The sequence below is a fragment of the Duganella flavida genome (assembly GCF_009857445.1).
Classification (GTDB): domain Bacteria; phylum Pseudomonadota; class Gammaproteobacteria; order Burkholderiales; family Burkholderiaceae_D; genus Rugamonas; species Rugamonas flavida.
Window position 1 is genome coordinate 1,425 of the sequence record NZ_WWCN01000027.1, and the last position, 17,111, is coordinate 18,535.

A 17,111-nucleotide genomic window follows, 5' to 3' on the forward strand; every position below is an offset into this window, starting at 1 on the left:
GCGGAAGGCTGGAAGGCTGGAAGGCTGGAAGGCTGGAAGGCTGGAAGGCTGGAAGGCTGGAAGGCTGGAAGGCTGGAAGGCTGGAAGGCTGGAAGGCTGGAAGGCTGGAAGGCTGGAAGGCTGGAAGGCTGGAAGGCCAAGAGTTTTCGTATATTATTGGTGCCCCCGATAACACTGCAGACTTAAAATCTGCCGCCGCGAGGCGTGCCGGTTCGATTCCGGCTCGGAGCACCACCATTCTCTTCTCTTCCTCGTAAAGCCGAGCCGAAAATGGCATCTGAAAAAACCGTAAAGTTGGTCATCGCCTGTGCGATGGTGGCCGTGGTGCTGGGTGTGGCCGGCTACGTGGTGGTGTTCTGGCATAACTACACTGGTTGCCAGCAGCTGGAGGCGGACGCGGCGAAGAACGGCAAGCCGATGTCTTGCGCCGATATCAAGGCCGCTGCCAAGGCGCAGCGCTAAAGAAAAAAGCCCGCAGATTTGCGGGCTTTGTCATTCAGGAAGGGCGCTTCAGACGCCTTCGATCAGGCGGAAGCCAGCCCACGACAGCGTCGTCACTTCCACCACCAGTACTTGCGGATCAGCCTGGATGGTGCTCGACAGGCGGAACACCGCGTCGCGCACTTCGTTGATGGTCTCGTTACCGCTGTAGCAGTACTCGCCTTGTGGCAAGTAGTAGCCTTTGCCGTCGTCGGCTTTGATGGCGCCGGCAACGTTGAATTTCGCCAGTTCTACATTGAGACGGTCGAAGGTATCGCTATTGACTGCAGGGTAGAAGACGCGAATGATGTAGTTAACCATGTTAAATCCTTATTGTTGATGCCGCATCATGGCATAAAAAAACGCGCCATAGCGCGTTTTTTGTTGAAGCTGGGAACAATCAGCCTTGGCGACGGCGGCGAGCGGCAAAGCCTACCAGGCCCAGGCCAGCCAGCAGCATGGCGTAGGTTTCTGGCTCCGGCACGGCAGCGATGGCCGATTTGCCGATGGTGCTGAAGGTAGTGTAGTTGCCGTACTGGTTGTTCACGAACTGCTGCGACGGGGTGTAGCCGCCGAAGTAGCTGGAGATGCCCACGGTGTTGTCGCCAACCGAAACGTTACCCAGCGTGATGCTGAAGGTTGCGGTCGAGCCGATCTGGTAGACCGATTCCGTGTACTGGCCCCAGAAGGTGAAGGCTTGATAACCGGCCGGTGCGGCCATATTTTGCGAGGTGTTGCTGCCGCCCAGTGCCAGGTCCAGGCCGGTGGAGAAACCGGTGCTCCAGAAGCCAGGGGCATGTTGTTCGCCAACGTAAGGCAGTGGGGCGGTAGCGCCGACGAAGGTGGCGCTGGTTGGCACGTAGATGGTCAGGCCATCCAGGCCGGTCTGGGTGCCGGCGACGCCCTGGCCCAGGTTTTTCACGGTGTAGGTGAATACATACTCGTTGTTGTGGCCGGACACTTGATCGGCGGACGAGGTGATACTGTATTGGCCGGTCAGGTCGGTGACGACTGCGCCTGCCAGATTGCTGACGGCGGCGGCAACTGCGAAGGCGGCTACTTTAAGTGCGGTCTTTGCGAACATGTTATTTCCCCGGAGAATTAATATTTACTGTAATGCATTCACGATAGCATGAATGTATATCAATGTCATTGTCAGAGTGTAATGTTTGTTGCATTTTCGAAAAAAACAAAGCCCCAAGCAGGCGGGGAACCTGTCGGGGCTTTGCGTCAATTGGCGGAGAAAGCACGTTTGACTGATTGGAAGTGTAGTTTTGCTTTCTTAAAAACGCCTTAGTAGAATGCTGGACGGAATTCAAGGATATCTATGCAGATCAAAATTAATGAAACACTGCGCGCTTACATCGAGCCGCTGACGGAAAGTGAATACCAGGCGCTGGAGCGCAGCATCCTGACCGAAGGCTGCCGCGATGCACTGGTGCTGTGGGAAGACGTGCTGGTGGACGGCCACAACCGCTACCAGATTTGCCAGGAACACGGCGTTCCATTCAAGGCCATCGAAAACACCAGCTTCCGCAGCCTGGAAGACGTGAAGCTGTGGATGATCGATAACAACCTCGGTCGCCGCAGCATTTCCGACTACCAGCGCGGTGTGCTGGCGCTGCGCAAGAAGGAAATCATGAGCGCGCGCGCACTGGAGCTGGCTGCCGAAGCGGCGGCTGAAGATGCCCGTATCGCGCCGCAGGACGGCGAGGCCGCGCAGAAAAAGCCGGCCGCCATGCCGCTGGCGTCGCGCGAGGACATTGCCCGTGCCGCCCGTTTAAGCAGCGCCACCATCGGCCAGATCGAAAAGATCCAGAAGACTGCAACGCCGGAGCTGGTGGAAGCGGTACGTGCCGGCACCATCTCGATCAACGCCGCTGCTACCGTGGCCTCGCTGCCGGAAGAAGTGCAGCTAGCGGCAGTCGCCGGTGGCAAGAAGGAATTGCAGAAGGCCGCCAAGGAAGTGCGTGACCTGCGCGCTGCCTCGCGTCCGACCAAGGAGCCGAAAGAGGGCAAGCCTGCGCCGGCGGTTGACTACAGCGACATGCCGACCGATGTGAGGGAGCTGCGCGCCGAAAATGCCGCGCTGCGTGAAAAGAACGCGACCCTGCTGGAAGAAATCACCGTCCTGCAGCGCCGTATCTCCGAACTGGCGAGCGCCTGATATGCGTATACCGCTCGCTCTCCTCTGTTTAGTTTCGGTGGGCGCAGCGGCTACTGCAGCTGCAGAGCCTGTGGCCCCGGTCAACGAAGGCGTGCGCCTGAAGGTCGCCGCCAAGCGTGTGACCATCTTGCGCGACAAATGGGGCATCCCCCACATCTACGGCAAGACCGACGCCGACGCAGTATTCGGCATGGTCTACGCGCAGGCGGAAGATGATTTCCACCGCGTTGAGCTCAACTTCATCAACGCGATGGGCCGGCTGGCGGAAGTGGAGGGCGAGGCCGAGCTGTATAAAGACCTGCGCATGAAGCTCTTCATCACGCCCGATGAATTGAAACGCCAGTACGCGCAGGCGCCGGTGTGGCTGAAAAAGCTGATGAACGCCTGGGCCGATGGCCTCAATTACTACCTGCAAACGCATCCCGAAGTGAAGCCCGCGCTGCTCACGCATTTTGAGCCGTGGATGGCGCTTAGCTTCAGCGAAGGCAGCATCGGCGGCGATATCGAAACGGTGGACATCAAGCAGCTGCAGGCCTTGTATGCTGACGGCGCCAAGCTGCCGCTGATGTCGCCGGTGCTGGTGTCGTCCAACGATGGCATCGACATGGACAAGGAGCCGGGCGGTTCCAACGGCTTCGCCATCGCCCCATCGCGCACCAAAAACGGCCGCGCGCTGCTGATGATTAATCCCCACACCTCATTCTACTTCCGTCCCGAGATCCAGGTGCATAGCGAACAAGGCTTGAATGCATATGGCGCTGTGACCTGGGGCCAGTTCTTTGTCTACCAGGGCTTCAACGACCGCGTGGGCTGGATGCACACCTCCGGCGGCGGTGATGTGATCGATGAGTACCTTGAAACCATCAGCGAAAAAGACGGCCAGTTCTTCTACCAGTACGGCAGTGAACAGCGTCCGCTGAAAGCCGTGGACATCGCGCTGCCCTACAAAACCAAGGACGGCATGGCCAGCAAGACGGTGCGCGTCTACTACAGCCACCACGGCCCGATCGTGCGCGTCAAGGATGGCAAGTGGGTCGCCGTGCGCCTGATGAACGAGCCGCTGAAGGCGCTGACCCAATCCTTCATCCGCACCAAGGCCCGCAGCTACAAAGACTTCTACAAGTCGATGGAGCTGCGCACCAATTCGTCCAACAACACCGTGTACGCGGACGCCGACGGCAACATCGCTTACTTCCACGGGAACTTCGTCCCGCGCCGCGATCCGCAGTTCGACTGGAAGCATCCGGTGGACGGCAGCAATCCCGCCACGGAGTGGAAAGGCCTGCACGTAGTTAAAGAGACCATCACCCTGTTCAATCCAAAGAACGGCTGGATCCAGAACACCAACAACTGGCCATACACGGTCGCCGGCCCATACAGTCCGAAGGTAAAGGACTATCCGGCCTACATGTCGATGAATCCTGAGAACCCGCGCGGCATCCACGCCGTGCGCGTGCTGGAAAATAAAAAGGACTTCACCGTCGACAGCCTGATCGCCGCAGCCTACGACAGCCAGCTGCCGGCCTTCGAGCCGCTGCTGCCGCAACTGTTCGCCGCCTACGACGAACTGCCGGCCGATGACGCACGCAAGGCCGCACTGGCGCCGCAGATCGCCGCGCTGCGCGGCTGGAACATGCGCTATTCACTGGAGTCGACCGCTACTTCGCTGGCGATCTACTGGGCGCAGGATTTGTGGACTACCTACCAGCCGGCTGCCAAGGCCAAGGAAGTGCAGGTGCTGGACTACATCCAGGCTGCCATCACGCCGCAGCAGCGCCTTGAAGCGCTGGAGCACGCAGTGGCCAAGCTGACCAAGGACTTCGGTAACTGGCAAACGCCGTGGGGCGAAATCAATCGCTTCCAACGTTTAACCGGTGATGTGGTGCAGCCGTTTGATGACAGCAAACCCAGTCTGCCGGTGGCTTTCGCCTCGGCCAACTGGGGATCGCTGGCGGCGTACGGCATGACCACCAAGCAGACCACCAAGCGCATTTACGGCGAGCGTGGCAACAGCTTCGTAGCGGCGGTGGAGTTTGGACCGCGCATCAAGGCACGCAGCATCCTGGCGGGTGGGCAGAGTGGCAATCCGGCCTCGCCGCATTTCTACGACCAGGCCGCGATGTACGCGCGCGGGGAATTCAAGGACGTCTTGTTCTACAAGGCGGACGTGGAGAAGAACCTCGAACGCCGCTACCATCCGGGCGAGTAATCAGCTAGTACGGGCCTCGGTCGCTTCGGCCTTGGCCCACTGCAGGTTCTCGACCTTGTTGTTGCGGACATTGCCGTCCTTGTGGCGAACCGTCGGGTACTTGTTTGGATTCGGCAGATAAGTCTCCGCCACCAGCTCGTGGACGAAGAACTCACCGAGGCGCGAGCCGCCGCGCAGCTTGACCTTCAAGCCTTCCGGATACAGCTTCGGTTTGAGCGCGCTGACCTTGGAACCTGCGGCCAGCAGCACGCGGCCGTCCTTGGACACTTTGTAGTAGTCGCTGCCGACTACCGGCTTGGCGCTGGCGACGATGATCGAGTAGGCGAAAGCCAGCGCCAGTAAGATGGCGATAATGAATATGAATTCCATGCGCAGAATATTAGCAGTTAAATAGCACCGAGCGAACTGCGAATATCGGCCTTTAAATCCTCTATATCTTCAATTCCCACTGAAAGCCGGATCAAGCCGTCGCCGATGCCCAAGGCCGCGCGCTGGGCTGGCGGGATGCTGGCGTGGGTCATCAGCGCAGGGTGTTCGATCAGGCTTTCGACGCCGCCCAGGCTCTCGGCCAGCGCAAACACTTTGAAGCTTTCGAGGAAGCGGCGCGCGCCCGGCAGGTCGGTATCGAGGTCGATCGAGATGATGCCGCCGAAGCCTTGCATCTGTCGCTTGGCTAGGTCATGCTGCGGGTGCGATTCCAGGCCAGGATAGAACACCTTGCGCACCTTGGGCTGCTGCTCTAGCCAGCGGGCCAGTTCCAGTGCACTGGCGCAGTGGCGCTCCATGCGAATGGCCAGCGTCTTCACGCCGCGCAGTGCGAGGAAGCTGTCGAACGGACCGGCAATCGCGCCCACGGAGTTCTGCAGGAATGCCACTTGCTCGCACCACGCCTTCTGGTGCGGCTCGCCGCCCACCACCGCGATGCCGCCGATGATGTCCGAGTGGCCGTTCAAATACTTGGTGGCCGAGTGCACCACGATGTCGAAGCCATGTTCCAGCGGGCGCTGGACGATCGGGCTGGCAAACGTGTTGTCGGCCACCGCGATGATGCCGCGCTCGCGGCAAATCCGCGCAATCGCCTGCAAATCGGCTAGCTTGAGCATGGGATTGGTCGGCGTTTCAACCCACACCATCCTGGTTTCGGGCTTGATCGCGGCCAGCAGATTTTCGGGATTGGTCAGGTCGACGTAGGTGAAATCGTGGCCCGCGCTGCGGCGGCGCACGCGCTCGAACAGACGGTAAGTGCCGCCGTACATATCGTCACCGGCGATGATGTGCGAGCCGGCGTCGGCCAACTCCAGTACCGTCGATATCGCAGCGAGGCCGGAGGCAAAGGCGAAACCTTGTGCGCCGCTTTCCAGATCAGCCACGCAGCGCTCCAGCGCCCAGCGCGTGGGATTGTGCGAGCGGCCATAATCGAGGCCCTTGTGCACGCCGGGGCTATCCTGCACGAAGGTGGAAGTGGCGTAAATCGGCGGCATGATGGCGCCAGTGGACGGATCGGGCGATTGACCGGCATGGATCACGCGCGTGGCGAGTGCGGATTTTTTCTCGTTCAAGATAGCGTCCTTCGCAGATGGTTGAGCAAATCGTAGCGGGTAATCAGGCCGTAGAAAGTGGCGCCTTCGGCCACCACCGCTGTCAGGCCGCGGTCCAGCGTGTCGCGTAGCGCTTGCAGTTCGGAGGAGGGCGATAGGATTTCCAGCCGACGCGTCATGGTCGTGCCGACTTGGTTGTTGAAACGCTCCGGCTGCGTGCCGACCGACAGCAGCAAGTCCGATTCGTCGATAATGCCCACTAGCTGCCCGCCCGAAAGTACCGGCAGCTGCGCCACATCGGCCGCGCGCATGCGGTTGAAGGCGATCATCAGCGTATCGTCCGGCGTGACGCTGATGACTTCACCGGCGTCGAAGCGGCGGCCTATCAAATCGCGTAGATCCTTATGCTGCGGGCGTTCCAGCAAGCCCTGGTCGCGCATCCAGCCATCGTTGTAGACCTTGGACAGGTAGCGCGTGCCGGTGTCGCACACAAAACTGACCACGCGTTTGGGCGTGGTTTGCTCGCGGCAGTAGCGCAGGGCGGCGGCCAGCAGGGTGCCGGTGGACGAACCGCCCGGTATGCCTTCCTCTTTTAGCAAAGCGCGCGCGGTAGCGAAGCTTTCCCTGTCGTCGATGGTGTAGGCCTGCTTTACTGCCGTCATGTCGGCGATGGCGGGGATGAAGTCTTCGCCTATGCCTTCCACCGCCCATGAGCCGCTGGTATCGGACACGTGGCCGGTCTTCACATATTCGGCGAGGATGGAGCCGGCGGGATCGGCCAGAATAAATTCAACATGCGGAGCAACTTGGCGGAAGTAGCGCGTCAAGCCGGTCAGCGTGCCGGATGAACCGACGCCAACCACGATGGCATCCACCTTGTGCGCCATCTGCTCCCAGATTTCCGGGCCGGTGGTGGTTTCGTGCGCCAGCGGATTGGCGGGATTGTTGAACTGGTCCGAGTACCACGCACCCGGCATTTCGGCCGCCAGCCGCGCCGCGTAATCCTGATAGTACTCGGGATGGCCTTTGCCGACGTCGGAACGGGTAGTGCGCACCTCGGCGCCTAGCGCCTTCAGGTGCAGTACTTTTTCGGTCGACATTTTGTCGGGCACCACCAGCAGCACGCGGTAGCCTTTCAGCCGTCCGACCAGCGCCAGACCGAGACCGGTGTTGCCGGCAGTGGCTTCAATGATGGTGCCGCCCGGCTTGAGCCGGCCCTCCGCTTCGGCCGCTTCTATCATGGCCAGGCCAATGCGGTCCTTGATCGAGCCGCCGGGGTTTTGCGATTCCAGTTTGAGGAACAGTTGGCAAGGACCTGTGTCGAGGCGGGTAACTTCAACCAGCGGCGTCTTGCCAATCAGGGTGAACAATGCGGGTGTACGCATGAGGATCTCCTGGCTGCATGAAGAGCAAGTATGCGCCATTTCGTCTCATGCTGCATTTCCTTAGCCGGTAACCTCGTCCTTCGCTTGCTTGTGGGTTTTGCGGTAGATGGCCAGTTCAGCTTCACTTCGGCTCGGGTTTTGGTCGAAACGAGGCTGGTGCGCGATTTAATCGCAAAAGCTTTATATTAATCGCAGCGATAGAAATAATCGATTGGGGCGCATATAATCGTCGCCTTCAAAGGCACAACAACAGAAGGCTTGCAGTGGCAAAACTCTATTTTCGATACTCTGCGATGAACGCAGGCAAATCCACCGCCATGCTGCAGGTGGCGCACAACTACGAAGAGCAGGGCCAGCAAGTGCGCCTGTTCACGGCGGCGATCGACCACCGCTACGGCGTTGGCAAAGTGACGTCGCGCCTGGGGCCGCAACGCGAGACCGAAGTGTTCAACGCCGGCACCGACTTCCTGCTCACCATCGACAAGAAAATCGCCTGCCTGCTGGTGGACGAGGCGCAGTTCCTGAGCAAAGAGCAGGTCAAGCAACTGCACCAGCTGGCGCAGGTACGCGGCGTACCGGTCATCACCTACGGTTTGCGCTCGGACTTTTTGGGTGAGCCGTTCCCTGGCTCGGCCTACCTGCTGGCGCTGGCAGACGATATCGAAGAAATCAAAAACATCTGCAGCTGCGGCAAGAAGGCGACCATGAACATCCGCGTCGACGAAAACGGCAAGCGCATCAAGGAAGGCGAACAAATCAGCATCGGCGGCAATGAAAGCTACCGCCAGGCTTGCGGCCGCTGCTTTTACAGCGAGATCCACTAAAGCAGAGTGGACGCTGGCTCGGCAGTGAGGTAGGCTTGGGGCATGGCCCTATCGATCACCGACCTTCCAGCGCTGGATAATCGGCGCGTCAAGACCAGCACCGCGGATGTGCTGGTAGACCGGGTCATTCCCGGCGAGATATTGGTGATCGCCTTCGGCTTCGTCTCGTGGGAGGCGCGGCCGGATTTTGATTTCTACGGCCGGCTGCGCAAGCTGGAACAGAACAGCGGGCGGCACATCAACAAAATCCTGGTGCGCGATTCGGGCAATGCGTGGTATCACCGGCGCATTGATGGACTGGGCGCGCATCCGGATGAAACGGCGGAAGGCTTGCGGGCGCTGATCCGCGAGATCCGTCCGAGCAAAGTCATCACTATCGGCCAATCGATGGGCGCGTATGCGGCAGTTTTGTATGGCTTGCTGCTGGAAGTGCAGCAAGTGCTGGCGTTTGGGCCGCTGTCCTTCCTCGATCCGGCGCAGGCCTTGCTGTATCACGAACGCCGCTGGCTATCGGTGATGCGCGACCTGGCCGCCAATCCGCCATTGTCCGGCTACTACGACTTGCAAGCACTGGGCCGTATCAAGGCCGCGACGCTGCCCGACCTGCACGTCATCTTCGGCACCAAGCCGGGCGAAGAGGGCGCCGAGTCAGTCCACCTCGATGCCATGCACGCGCATCGGCTGGCCGCGATCGGCAACTGCACACTGCATCCCTATCCGTACTCGGGCCACACCGTAGTCCAGCACCTGATCGACACCAAGCGCATCAACGCACTGCTGGCGCGAATCATCATGAACTTGATGTTGGAAGAAGAGGCGAGAGAAGTCACCGCCGACTGGCACGGCTGGATCACCGAAAACCTCCGCCTCGGCAGCCCGCCGGAAGAGCTGGTGGAAATCCTCAAACACCACGGCTATTCGCACGACAGCAGCTTTGCTGCCGTAGCAGGCAAGACGTCAGTGCCTTAGTTGAAAATATTGAAAATAGTTCTTTCTAAATATTTCAAAATTGCATAGCCCACAAATAAGTCAAATAAAGACGTACTCTCTTTTAACGAGGACGTAAAAGAAAAGCTCAGAGCCATCCCTCCCCAAAAAAATGGAAGCGCTCAAGGTCACAAATCTAAAGGCGATAACTTAATTGGCGGGATCCACAGCCCAGCCGTGGCTGGCAAGCCAACCAACCTCGGCAAATCCGGAAGGAACGATATCGGCTTCTTGAAGTCCGTAGAGTGCATGCCAGTCCAATTTCATACCTTTGAGCGTGACATTACAGACGTTAAATTGAGCGCCGGCGGCACGTGCAGCATCAATGGCTTCCTTGACCTTGGGATCCATCGGTTGCGATAGCAACTTGACGCCAGCACCGTACATCACAATTTTCACTTGCATGCCGCCGCCCAATTCACCGGTTACCTTTATCCCATTGCCGACGTTGCGCAAACGGAATAGCCAAACTGACGGATCGTCGCTGGTAATTGGCACGACCACTTTGACCTCGCCATACGGCGCATGATGGATATTGGGCTCGACATATTCAGCACGGGCTGGATTAGCGAGCACAATCGAAACGAAAGTGGCGAACAGAACATCTCGCAACGTTATTTGATTTTTCAACTGAGGTACTCCGTCTTAAGTTTCAACGTGAACAGATATTGGATGCTTCGATGACCGTTAGTGGCTGCGGATCATTGTCACTCGGACTTTTCAAATCCTAAAAAATAGCTGCGAATGCCGTCGACATGCTCAACACGGACATCACGACCGTTCGCGTCCATCGTCACAACTCGGCACTCATTTGAATTACCGGTTGGACTCATATAATCAAATGCCACACTCCAACCTGGAGTTCCATTTTTCCTTGCTTTTTTCGCGCCGATGGTTTTTGGTCGCAATGTGTTGTACCGTTGTGCCAAGCGCTCGCTGCGGCCGGGCCTCCATTCAATGGCCTCGTTATCGAGTACTTCCTTCACTCGCGATTCTGGCAGATTCGTATAGCCATTTTCAGCAACAAAGTGCTCAGCAATTCTTACAGCGCGCTCTACGGCGATAGACTCATTGGCGCTCGCATGAAGACATGCCAGCGCGAAGGACAGGCCCGCAATAAGTTTACGCATCGAGCAAACCTCTACTTTAATTATCGACCGCTCAGCCGGAAGTAGCCAAGTCACGCCTCATAGTTATTTTGCTTTTGCTTTCGTCGAGCCCAGTACGTTCCAATCATCAAAAACGGCGTTTGCATCACACTGACAATGACAAACATCACAGCGTCTGGAAGCTGAACTCCTTCTGACGAAAGGGATGTTAGAACAATTTTGGTGATTAAGTAGACCAACGCGCTCACTGGCAAGGAAAGCAGGAAAGGGCGCCATTTTCCGGATACGAACATACCCAACGCGTATCCCGCAGCAAATGCAAACAATAATGAGATCAAATCCAGTCCTCTCTTGTTTCTAATTTTTATCAACGTCAAGTTATGGCCGGATGCAGGCTTGGCACACCAGCCAACATGAATCGCCACTACCATCATCGCCGTGCGCTTCCGGCCGATCTCGACTTATGAGACAAGATAGCATCTTGCTCATTTGGAAAACTCACAGATTGTCACGACCAGATTTCGGCAACGCTGTTGCACAGCGACTGCTAAGGACCAAAAAATTCGCTGTTAATTTCATTCACTACCATGTAACTGCCATTCATCCATGATAGCGCGCCATTGGTCGGATACTCTGCCGAATGCCAATGCCGTGGCTCTAAAGTAAGCGGATTGCCATCGCATAGAAGATGGCGACACTTACGGAGGATATAACATGCGAACCAAATTCTTTGCAGCATTATTCTGCTGCTGCGCGCTCACCGTCGCCACCGCATCCGACCGGCAAATTCTTACTGCCGACTTACAAGATTTTCAAGGTCAATACGACTTGGCCGACGGCTGCTTGCTGAATATCACGCAACGTGGTCATCGGCTTATGATGCAGTTGGAGAATCAACCTGAAGCCGAGATTGTCGCAATTGGCTCCGCAGCGTTCGTGACTAAATCTGGACAAGTAAGACTTGAATTCGTTCAGTACCCAAATGGGAACGTGCCAGCTGTACATGTGATTGATACCTCCGGCACAAAGCAGCATGTTTGCCAACGTCCTGCTCCGGACTTACGCTACGATTCTCACCTTGTACCGAAGACCGTATCGGGTCCAAACGGAGTGCTTCCATCTAGAACTAACTAATGTCGTCTAGGTCTCACTGGACTTTTGCTCACGCATTTGGAAAGTCCGGTGCTGGCCGAATTTAGTGCTCAAGGGGTACCCATGCAAGCCGGTTCGGCGACGCGTATGCCTGTAATGAGATTCGAATCATCAACTTTGAATTCAATCCGCAAAATACACGACGGGAAAAATCCTTCCTGCCTCGTGCAATCAAAGTGATCACGCTTTGCTCCGCTGACAAAGCATTGATAGCCATTACTTGCCAGTTTTTGTTGGGCTGACCAATAAGTGGTTCCCGAACTCACCCCGATAGCTGCAAGTTGCTCGGGGCTAAATTTGGGCGGTGTACTGCAGCCCGAAACGAAAAGTGCTGTTACACAGATATTGAGTATGCGTCGGCGGGAAAGGATGTGCTGCATTCTAGTCGCCCTAACAATTTACATGAACGCTTCTGGCCGAACTCAGCCTGCGCCTGCGGAGAATAGCATTTTGCTCATTTGGAAGGTGCGCGAAATATCACTGCTGAATTGATTGAGGCAGCTTGCTTATAATAGCGGCATGAACTCTTCAAATTCCCGCATTCGCCTGTTACGGCAATTCATCCTGATCGCCGCCAGTGTGGCCACTGTCGCCGGCCAGGCCGAGCAATCTCAATCAGCGCCGGTGCAAGAAGAAGCGGCAGCAATACGCCAGCACCATCTCAAGCGCCTCACTGAGCGGCTGACGGTGGAGCCTGCGGTATTGGAAGGCCGTTGTCGCTACGAGTCTGATATTTCCACGCCGCCGCCGCTGAACCGCGTGGCGCTGACTTTTGATGATGGCCCGACCGAGTCCGGCACAGAAGAGATTCTGGCAGTCCTGCAGAAGTACAAAATCCACGCCACCTTCTTCATGATCGGCGAAAAGGCGCGCCAGCACGCCGATCTGGTGGCCAAGGTGCGGGCGGCCGGTCATGACGTGGTTGCCAACCATTCGTGGAGCCACCCGAATTTCCACGACATCGATGTCGCCCGCCAGACCGGCGAAGTGCTGCGTACCGACAGCCTGACTACCCCAGACGGCCCTAAGCTGTTCCGCTACCCGTATGGGAATTCAACCTGCGAGACCAATCAGCTGGTACACGAGCATGGCTATAAAATCGTCGGCTGGCACATTGATTCCTGCGATTGGGCGTATGACAAAAGCGGCGCCATCGATGCGCGCGAGGCGATCTCCTGCGGCGTGCCGCGCCAGTATCAGAACGATTACGTGGGCCACGTTCTGGCAGCTGCGCGCTCACGGCGCGGCGGCATCATCCTGATGCACGAAATTCATCCCAATACGCTGAAAAGCCTGGATGCCATCGTGGCCGGCCTGCTGGCCGGCGGCTTTGAGTTTGGTATGGTTACCGACGAGGATTTCCAGTCCTCGCTGCGCTAAGCGATTAAGCCGCGTCGCGCACCGGTTCGAGTTGACGCATGACCGGGGTCTTGAATTCAAAGCGTTTGATTTCGCCAACCATCAGCAGGTAGCACAGGATAGTCACCAGCGCATTGGCGCCAACGAACACCAGGGCACCAGAGAACGAGCCGGTTTTCTCCAGGATGTAGCCGATCACAATCGGGGTGGTGATGCCGGCCGTGTTGCCGAAGGTGTTGAACAGGGCGCCGCTCATGCCGCCGGCTTCTTTTGGCGAGGTGTCCGCCACTACCGCCCAGCCCAGCGCACCGATGCCTTTGCCGAAGAAGGCTAGCGACATTACGGTAATCACCAGCCAGTCCGCATCGACGTAATTACAGACGATCATCGAAGTCGACAGCAGCATGCCGCCGACGATCGGGATCTTGCGCGCCGTCGATTGCGATTTGCCGGACTTGATCAAACGGTCCGAAATCACGCCGCCCAGCACGCCGCCGAGGAAGCCTGCAATCGCCGGCAGTGCGGCCACAAAGCCCGCCTTCAGAATCGTCATGTGACGCTCTTGCACCAGGTACACCGGGAACCAGGTCAGGAAGAAGTAGGTGAGGGTGTTGATGCAGTACTGGCCGATGTACACGCCCAGCAGCATACGGTTGCCCAGCAGCTGCTTGATGCAGGACCACGTGTCAAGCTTGGTGGTGGCAGCAACCTTGTCCTTGCTTTCGAGGTCAACCAACGCGCCGCCTGCTTCGATGTAAGCCAGTTCCGCCGCGTTGGCGCGTGGGTGGTCTTTCGGACCATAGATGGTTTTCAGCCAGATGAAGGCCATGATGATGCCCAGCCCGCCCATCACGAAGAACACGCTCTCCCAGCCGAACGAGTGCACCAGCCAGCCCATAATCGGCGCGAACAGCACGGTCGCAAAGTACTGCGCCGAGTTGAAGATGGCGGCCGCCGTACCGCGCTCGCTCACCGGGAACCACGACGAAGCGATGCGCGAGTTGCCGGGGAAGGAGGGCGATTCCGCCGCGCCGATCAGCAAGCGCAGCGTGAACAGCACCGCCACCGCCGTGGCGCCGGTGAAGAAGCCGACGCCCCCCATCAGCATGGTGAACAGCGACCACAGGAAAATACTGAAGAAATACACGATCTTGGAACCGAAGCGGTCCAGCAGCCAGCCGCCTGGCAATTGCGCCAGCACGTAGGACCAGGCAAACGCCGAAAAGACAAAGCCCATCTGCACTGGCGACAGGCCCAACAGCTTTTTCAGCTCCGGCCCGGCGATGGCGATGGTGGCGCGATCGGCGTAGTTGATGGTGGTAACGGCGAACAAAACAGCCAGGATCATCCAGCGTACACGGCTGGCTTGCGAGTGGTGCGTGGTCATGCGTGTCTCCTTACTTTTGGTCCGACGATCATAGCCTAGATATCAGACATCATACAACTAAATATCTGCTTGCACCTTGCTCGTAAACGTTTAACCTGTTGATTTTAATACACATGCACCATGCGGGTGCACCCGTATGTTGTACGATGACAAGAAACCCTATGATCAGAAGGGCATCGTTTGCACAAATAGGTGGGCAAAGGTTTAAAATAACGGGCGAACATCTCCACAGATCCTTACAAGGGAACGAACATGGCATCACAAAAATCTAAGATCATCTACACGCTGACGGACGAAGCTCCGCTGCTGGCGACCTACTCCCTGCTGCCTATCATCAAGAAGTTCACGGCACCGGCTGGCGTAGACGTCGTGTCGAGCGACATCTCGGTTGCTGCGCGCGTGTTGGCTGAGTTCCCAGAATTCCTGACGGACGAGCAAAAAGTCCCGAACAATCTGGTTGCCTTGGGCGCACTGACCCAAAGCCCGGAAGCGAACATCATCAAACTGCCGAACATTTCGGCCTCGGTAGCCCAGCTGCAAGCCGCGATCCGCGAACTGCAAGGCAAAGGCTACAAGCTGCCGGACTATCCGGAAGATCCAAAAACCGACGAAGATAAGGCCCTGAAAGCCCGCTACAGCAAGTGCACCGGCTCGGCCGTGAACCCAGTGCTGCGCGAAGGTAACTCGGACCGCCGCGCGCCTAACGCGGTGAAAGCCTACGCCCGCAAGCACCCGCACTCGATGGGCGAGTGGAGCCAGGCGTCGCGCACCCACGTGTCGCACATGCACGCTGGTGACTTCTACCACGGCGAAAAGTCCATGACCCTGGACAAGGCGCGTAACGTCAAGATGGAACTGATCACCGCTTCGGGCAAGACCCTGGTGCTGAAACCGAAGGTCGCGCTGCAAGCCGGCGAGATCATCGACTCCATGTTCATGAGCAAAAAAGCGCTGCTGGAGTTTTACGAAAAAGAAATCGACGACGCCTACAAAACCGGCGTGATGTTCTCGCTGCACGTGAAAGCGACCATGATGAAGGTCTCGCACCCGATCGTGTTCGGTCACTGCGTACGTATCTTCTACAAGGACGCGTTTGAGAAACACGCCAAGACCTTCGAAGAGCTGGGCGTGAACGTCAACAACGGCATGGTCAACCTGTACGACAAGATCGAAAAACTGCCAGCATCGCAGAAAGACGAGATCCTCAAAGACCTGCACGCTTGCCTGGAACACCGTCCGAAGCTGGCCATGGTCGATTCGGCCAAAGGCATCACCAACTTCCACTCGCCAAACGACGTGATCGTTGACGCATCGATGCCAGCCATGATCCGTATCGGCGGCAAAATGTGGGGCGCCGATGGCCGCACTGCGGACGTCAAGGCAGTCATGCCTGAGTCGACCTTTGCCCGTATCTACCAGGAGATGATCAACTTCTGCAAATGGCACGGCAACTTCGATCCGACCACCATGGGCACCGTGCCTAACGTGGGCCTGATGGCGCAGCAAGCCGAAGAATACGGTTCGCACGACAAGACTTTCGAAGTGACCGAAGGCGGCACCGCCAACATCACCGACCTGGATACCGGCGAAGTGCTGCTGACCCAGACCGTGGAAGAGGGCGACATCTGGCGTATGTGCCAGGTGAAAGATGCGCCGATCCGTGACTGGGTCAAGCTGGCCGTCACCCGCGCGCGCCAGTCGGGCATGCCTGCCGTGTTCTGGCTGGACCCATACCGTCCGCACGAGAACGAAGTGATCAAGAAAGTACAGGTCTACCTGAAAGATCACGACACCAAGGGCCTGGACATTCACATCATGTCGCAAGTACGCGCCATGCGTTACACCCTGGAGCGCGTCTCGCGCGGCCTGGACACCATCTCGGTGACCGGCAACATCCTGCGCGACTACCTGACCGACTTGTTCCCGATCCTGGAACTGGGCACCTCGGCCAAGATGCTGTCCATCGTTCCGCTGATGGCGGGCGGCGGCATGTACGAAACCGGTGCTGGTGGTTCGGCTCCTAAGCACGTGAAACAGCTGGTGGAAGAAAACCACCTGCGCTGGGATTCGCTGGGCGAGTTCCTGGCACTGGCCGTGTCGCTGGAAGAGCTGGGCATCAAGGAAGGTAACGACAAAGCCAAGCTGCTGGCCAAGACCCTGGACGCAGCGACCGGCAAACTGCTGGACAACAGCAAGTCGCCATCGTCGCGCACCGGTGAGCTGGACAACCGTGGCAGCCACTTCTACCTGTCGCTGTACTGGGCACAAGCCCTGGCCGCGCAGACCGAAGATGCTGAACTGGCTGCCTACTTCGCGCCACTGGCAAAAACGCTGGCGGACAACGAGTCGAAGATTGTCTCGGAGCTGAACAGCGTGCAGGGCAAGGCCCAGGATATCGGTGGTTACTACTACCCAGATCCAGCCAAGACCGCAGCTGTAATGCGTCCAAGCGCAACCTTCAACGCCGCCCTGGCGTAAGAAGTACCGCCGTCGTCCCCGCGAAAGCGGGGATCC

18 protein-coding genes are annotated in these 17,111 nt (G+C 57.9%); 9 read left to right on the plus strand and 9 right to left on the minus strand.

Features of this window, described 5'->3' with window-relative positions; genetic code table 11:
- Positions 1 to 257: FliH/SctL family protein (locus GTP46_RS30005; RefSeq protein ID WP_229259135.1), on the plus strand; the 257-nt coding region annotated here is incomplete at its 5' end.
- 13 nt (positions 258 to 270) lie between these two features.
- A complete protein-coding gene (locus GTP46_RS27685) occupies positions 271 to 462 on the plus strand; it encodes a hypothetical protein (RefSeq protein WP_161009861.1) in 192 nt (63 codons plus the stop codon).
- 48 nt (positions 463 to 510) lie between these two features.
- Here the strand turns inward: GTP46_RS27685 and GTP46_RS27690 are convergent, their stop codons facing one another.
- On the minus strand, positions 511 to 801 hold the full coding sequence (locus GTP46_RS27690; protein WP_161009862.1) for a hypothetical protein: 291 nt from the start codon (positions 799 to 801) through the stop codon (positions 511 to 513).
- Positions 802 to 880: 79 nt separating this feature from the next.
- Positions 881 to 1,564 carry an FxDxF family PEP-CTERM protein gene (locus GTP46_RS29575; RefSeq protein WP_202414464.1) on the minus strand — a complete coding sequence of 228 codons (684 nt, stop codon included), beginning with the start codon at positions 1,562 to 1,564 and terminating at the stop codon, positions 881 to 883.
- 243 nt (positions 1,565 to 1,807) lie between these two features.
- Here GTP46_RS29575 and GTP46_RS27700 point away from each other — a divergent pair, with 243 nt between their 5' ends.
- Positions 1,808 to 2,647 (plus strand): hypothetical protein, encoded by an 840-nt coding sequence (locus tag GTP46_RS27700; RefSeq protein ID WP_161009863.1) that lies wholly within the window; start codon positions 1,808 to 1,810, stop codon positions 2,645 to 2,647.
- A 70-nt stretch (positions 2,648 to 2,717) separates the two neighbouring features.
- Positions 2,718 to 4,856: an acylase gene (locus GTP46_RS27705; RefSeq protein ID WP_371869779.1), complete on the plus strand. Its 2,139-nt coding sequence runs from the start codon at positions 2,718 to 2,720 to the stop codon at positions 4,854 to 4,856.
- Here the strand turns inward: GTP46_RS27705 and GTP46_RS27710 are convergent, their stop codons facing one another.
- Genes GTP46_RS27710 through GTP46_RS27720 form a run of 3 tightly spaced genes read right to left on the minus strand, consistent with a single transcriptional unit; the run spans position 4,857 to position 7,779 of the window.
- Positions 4,857 to 5,225, minus strand: coding sequence for an HNH endonuclease family protein (locus GTP46_RS27710; protein WP_161009865.1), 369 nt, complete (start codon positions 5,223 to 5,225; stop codon positions 4,857 to 4,859).
- Positions 5,226 to 5,242: 17 nt separating this feature from the next.
- Complete coding sequence (locus tag GTP46_RS27715) at positions 5,243 to 6,415, minus strand: trans-sulfuration enzyme family protein (protein WP_202414465.1); 1,173 nt, start codon at positions 6,413 to 6,415, stop codon at positions 5,243 to 5,245.
- The gene (locus GTP46_RS27720; protein WP_161009866.1) at positions 6,412 to 7,779 is read right to left on the minus strand and encodes a pyridoxal-phosphate dependent enzyme; all 1,368 of its coding nucleotides are present in this window, start codon (positions 7,777 to 7,779) and stop codon (positions 6,412 to 6,414) included. The genes GTP46_RS27715 and GTP46_RS27720 overlap by 4 nt, the downstream gene beginning before the upstream one ends.
- 263 nt (positions 7,780 to 8,042) lie before the next feature.
- Here GTP46_RS27720 and GTP46_RS27725 point away from each other — a divergent pair, with 263 nt between their 5' ends.
- Both GTP46_RS27725 and GTP46_RS27730 read left to right on the plus strand, forming a co-directional pair.
- The gene (locus tag GTP46_RS27725; RefSeq protein WP_161009867.1) at positions 8,043 to 8,603 is read left to right on the plus strand and encodes a thymidine kinase; all 561 of its coding nucleotides are present in this window, start codon (positions 8,043 to 8,045) and stop codon (positions 8,601 to 8,603) included.
- 42 nt (positions 8,604 to 8,645) lie between these two features.
- On the plus strand, positions 8,646 to 9,572 hold the full coding sequence (locus tag GTP46_RS27730; protein WP_161009868.1) for an alpha/beta fold hydrolase: 927 nt from the start codon (positions 8,646 to 8,648) through the stop codon (positions 9,570 to 9,572).
- A gap of 168 nt (positions 9,573 to 9,740) precedes the next feature.
- Here GTP46_RS27730 and GTP46_RS27735 read toward each other — a convergent pair whose 3' ends face one another.
- The 3 genes from GTP46_RS27735 to GTP46_RS27745 all read right to left on the minus strand — a co-directional run bounded on the left by GTP46_RS27735 (position 9,741) and on the right by GTP46_RS27745 (position 11,133).
- On the minus strand, positions 9,741 to 10,220 hold the full coding sequence (locus GTP46_RS27735; protein ID WP_161009869.1) for a DsrE family protein: 480 nt from the start codon (positions 10,218 to 10,220) through the stop codon (positions 9,741 to 9,743).
- A 77-nt stretch (positions 10,221 to 10,297) separates the two neighbouring features.
- Positions 10,298 to 10,720: a hypothetical protein gene (locus GTP46_RS27740; RefSeq protein ID WP_161009870.1), complete on the minus strand. Its 423-nt coding sequence runs from the start codon at positions 10,718 to 10,720 to the stop codon at positions 10,298 to 10,300.
- Between the two features lie 50 nt (positions 10,721 to 10,770).
- Positions 10,771 to 11,133: a hypothetical protein gene (locus tag GTP46_RS27745; protein ID WP_161009871.1), complete on the minus strand. Its 363-nt coding sequence runs from the start codon at positions 11,131 to 11,133 to the stop codon at positions 10,771 to 10,773.
- A 280-nt stretch (positions 11,134 to 11,413) separates the two neighbouring features.
- On the opposite strand from GTP46_RS27745, the gene GTP46_RS27750 reads away from it, so the two are divergent.
- Together GTP46_RS27750 and GTP46_RS27755 are read left to right on the plus strand one after the other, a co-directional pair.
- Positions 11,414 to 11,833, plus strand: coding sequence for a hypothetical protein (locus GTP46_RS27750; RefSeq protein ID WP_161009872.1), 420 nt, complete (start codon positions 11,414 to 11,416; stop codon positions 11,831 to 11,833).
- 537 nt (positions 11,834 to 12,370) lie between these two features.
- Positions 12,371 to 13,231, plus strand: coding sequence for a polysaccharide deacetylase family protein (locus tag GTP46_RS27755; RefSeq protein ID WP_161009873.1), 861 nt, complete (start codon positions 12,371 to 12,373; stop codon positions 13,229 to 13,231).
- A 4-nt stretch (positions 13,232 to 13,235) separates the two neighbouring features.
- On the opposite strand, the gene GTP46_RS27760 is transcribed toward GTP46_RS27755, so the two are convergent.
- Complete coding sequence (locus tag GTP46_RS27760) at positions 13,236 to 14,597, minus strand: MFS transporter (protein WP_161009874.1); 1,362 nt, start codon at positions 14,595 to 14,597, stop codon at positions 13,236 to 13,238.
- A gap of 252 nt (positions 14,598 to 14,849) precedes the next feature.
- Between GTP46_RS27760 and GTP46_RS27765 the strand changes: the two genes are divergently transcribed.
- Positions 14,850 to 17,075 (plus strand): NADP-dependent isocitrate dehydrogenase, encoded by a 2,226-nt coding sequence (locus tag GTP46_RS27765; RefSeq protein ID WP_161009875.1) that lies wholly within the window; start codon positions 14,850 to 14,852, stop codon positions 17,073 to 17,075.
- Positions 17,076 to 17,111: the final 36 nt, after the last annotated feature.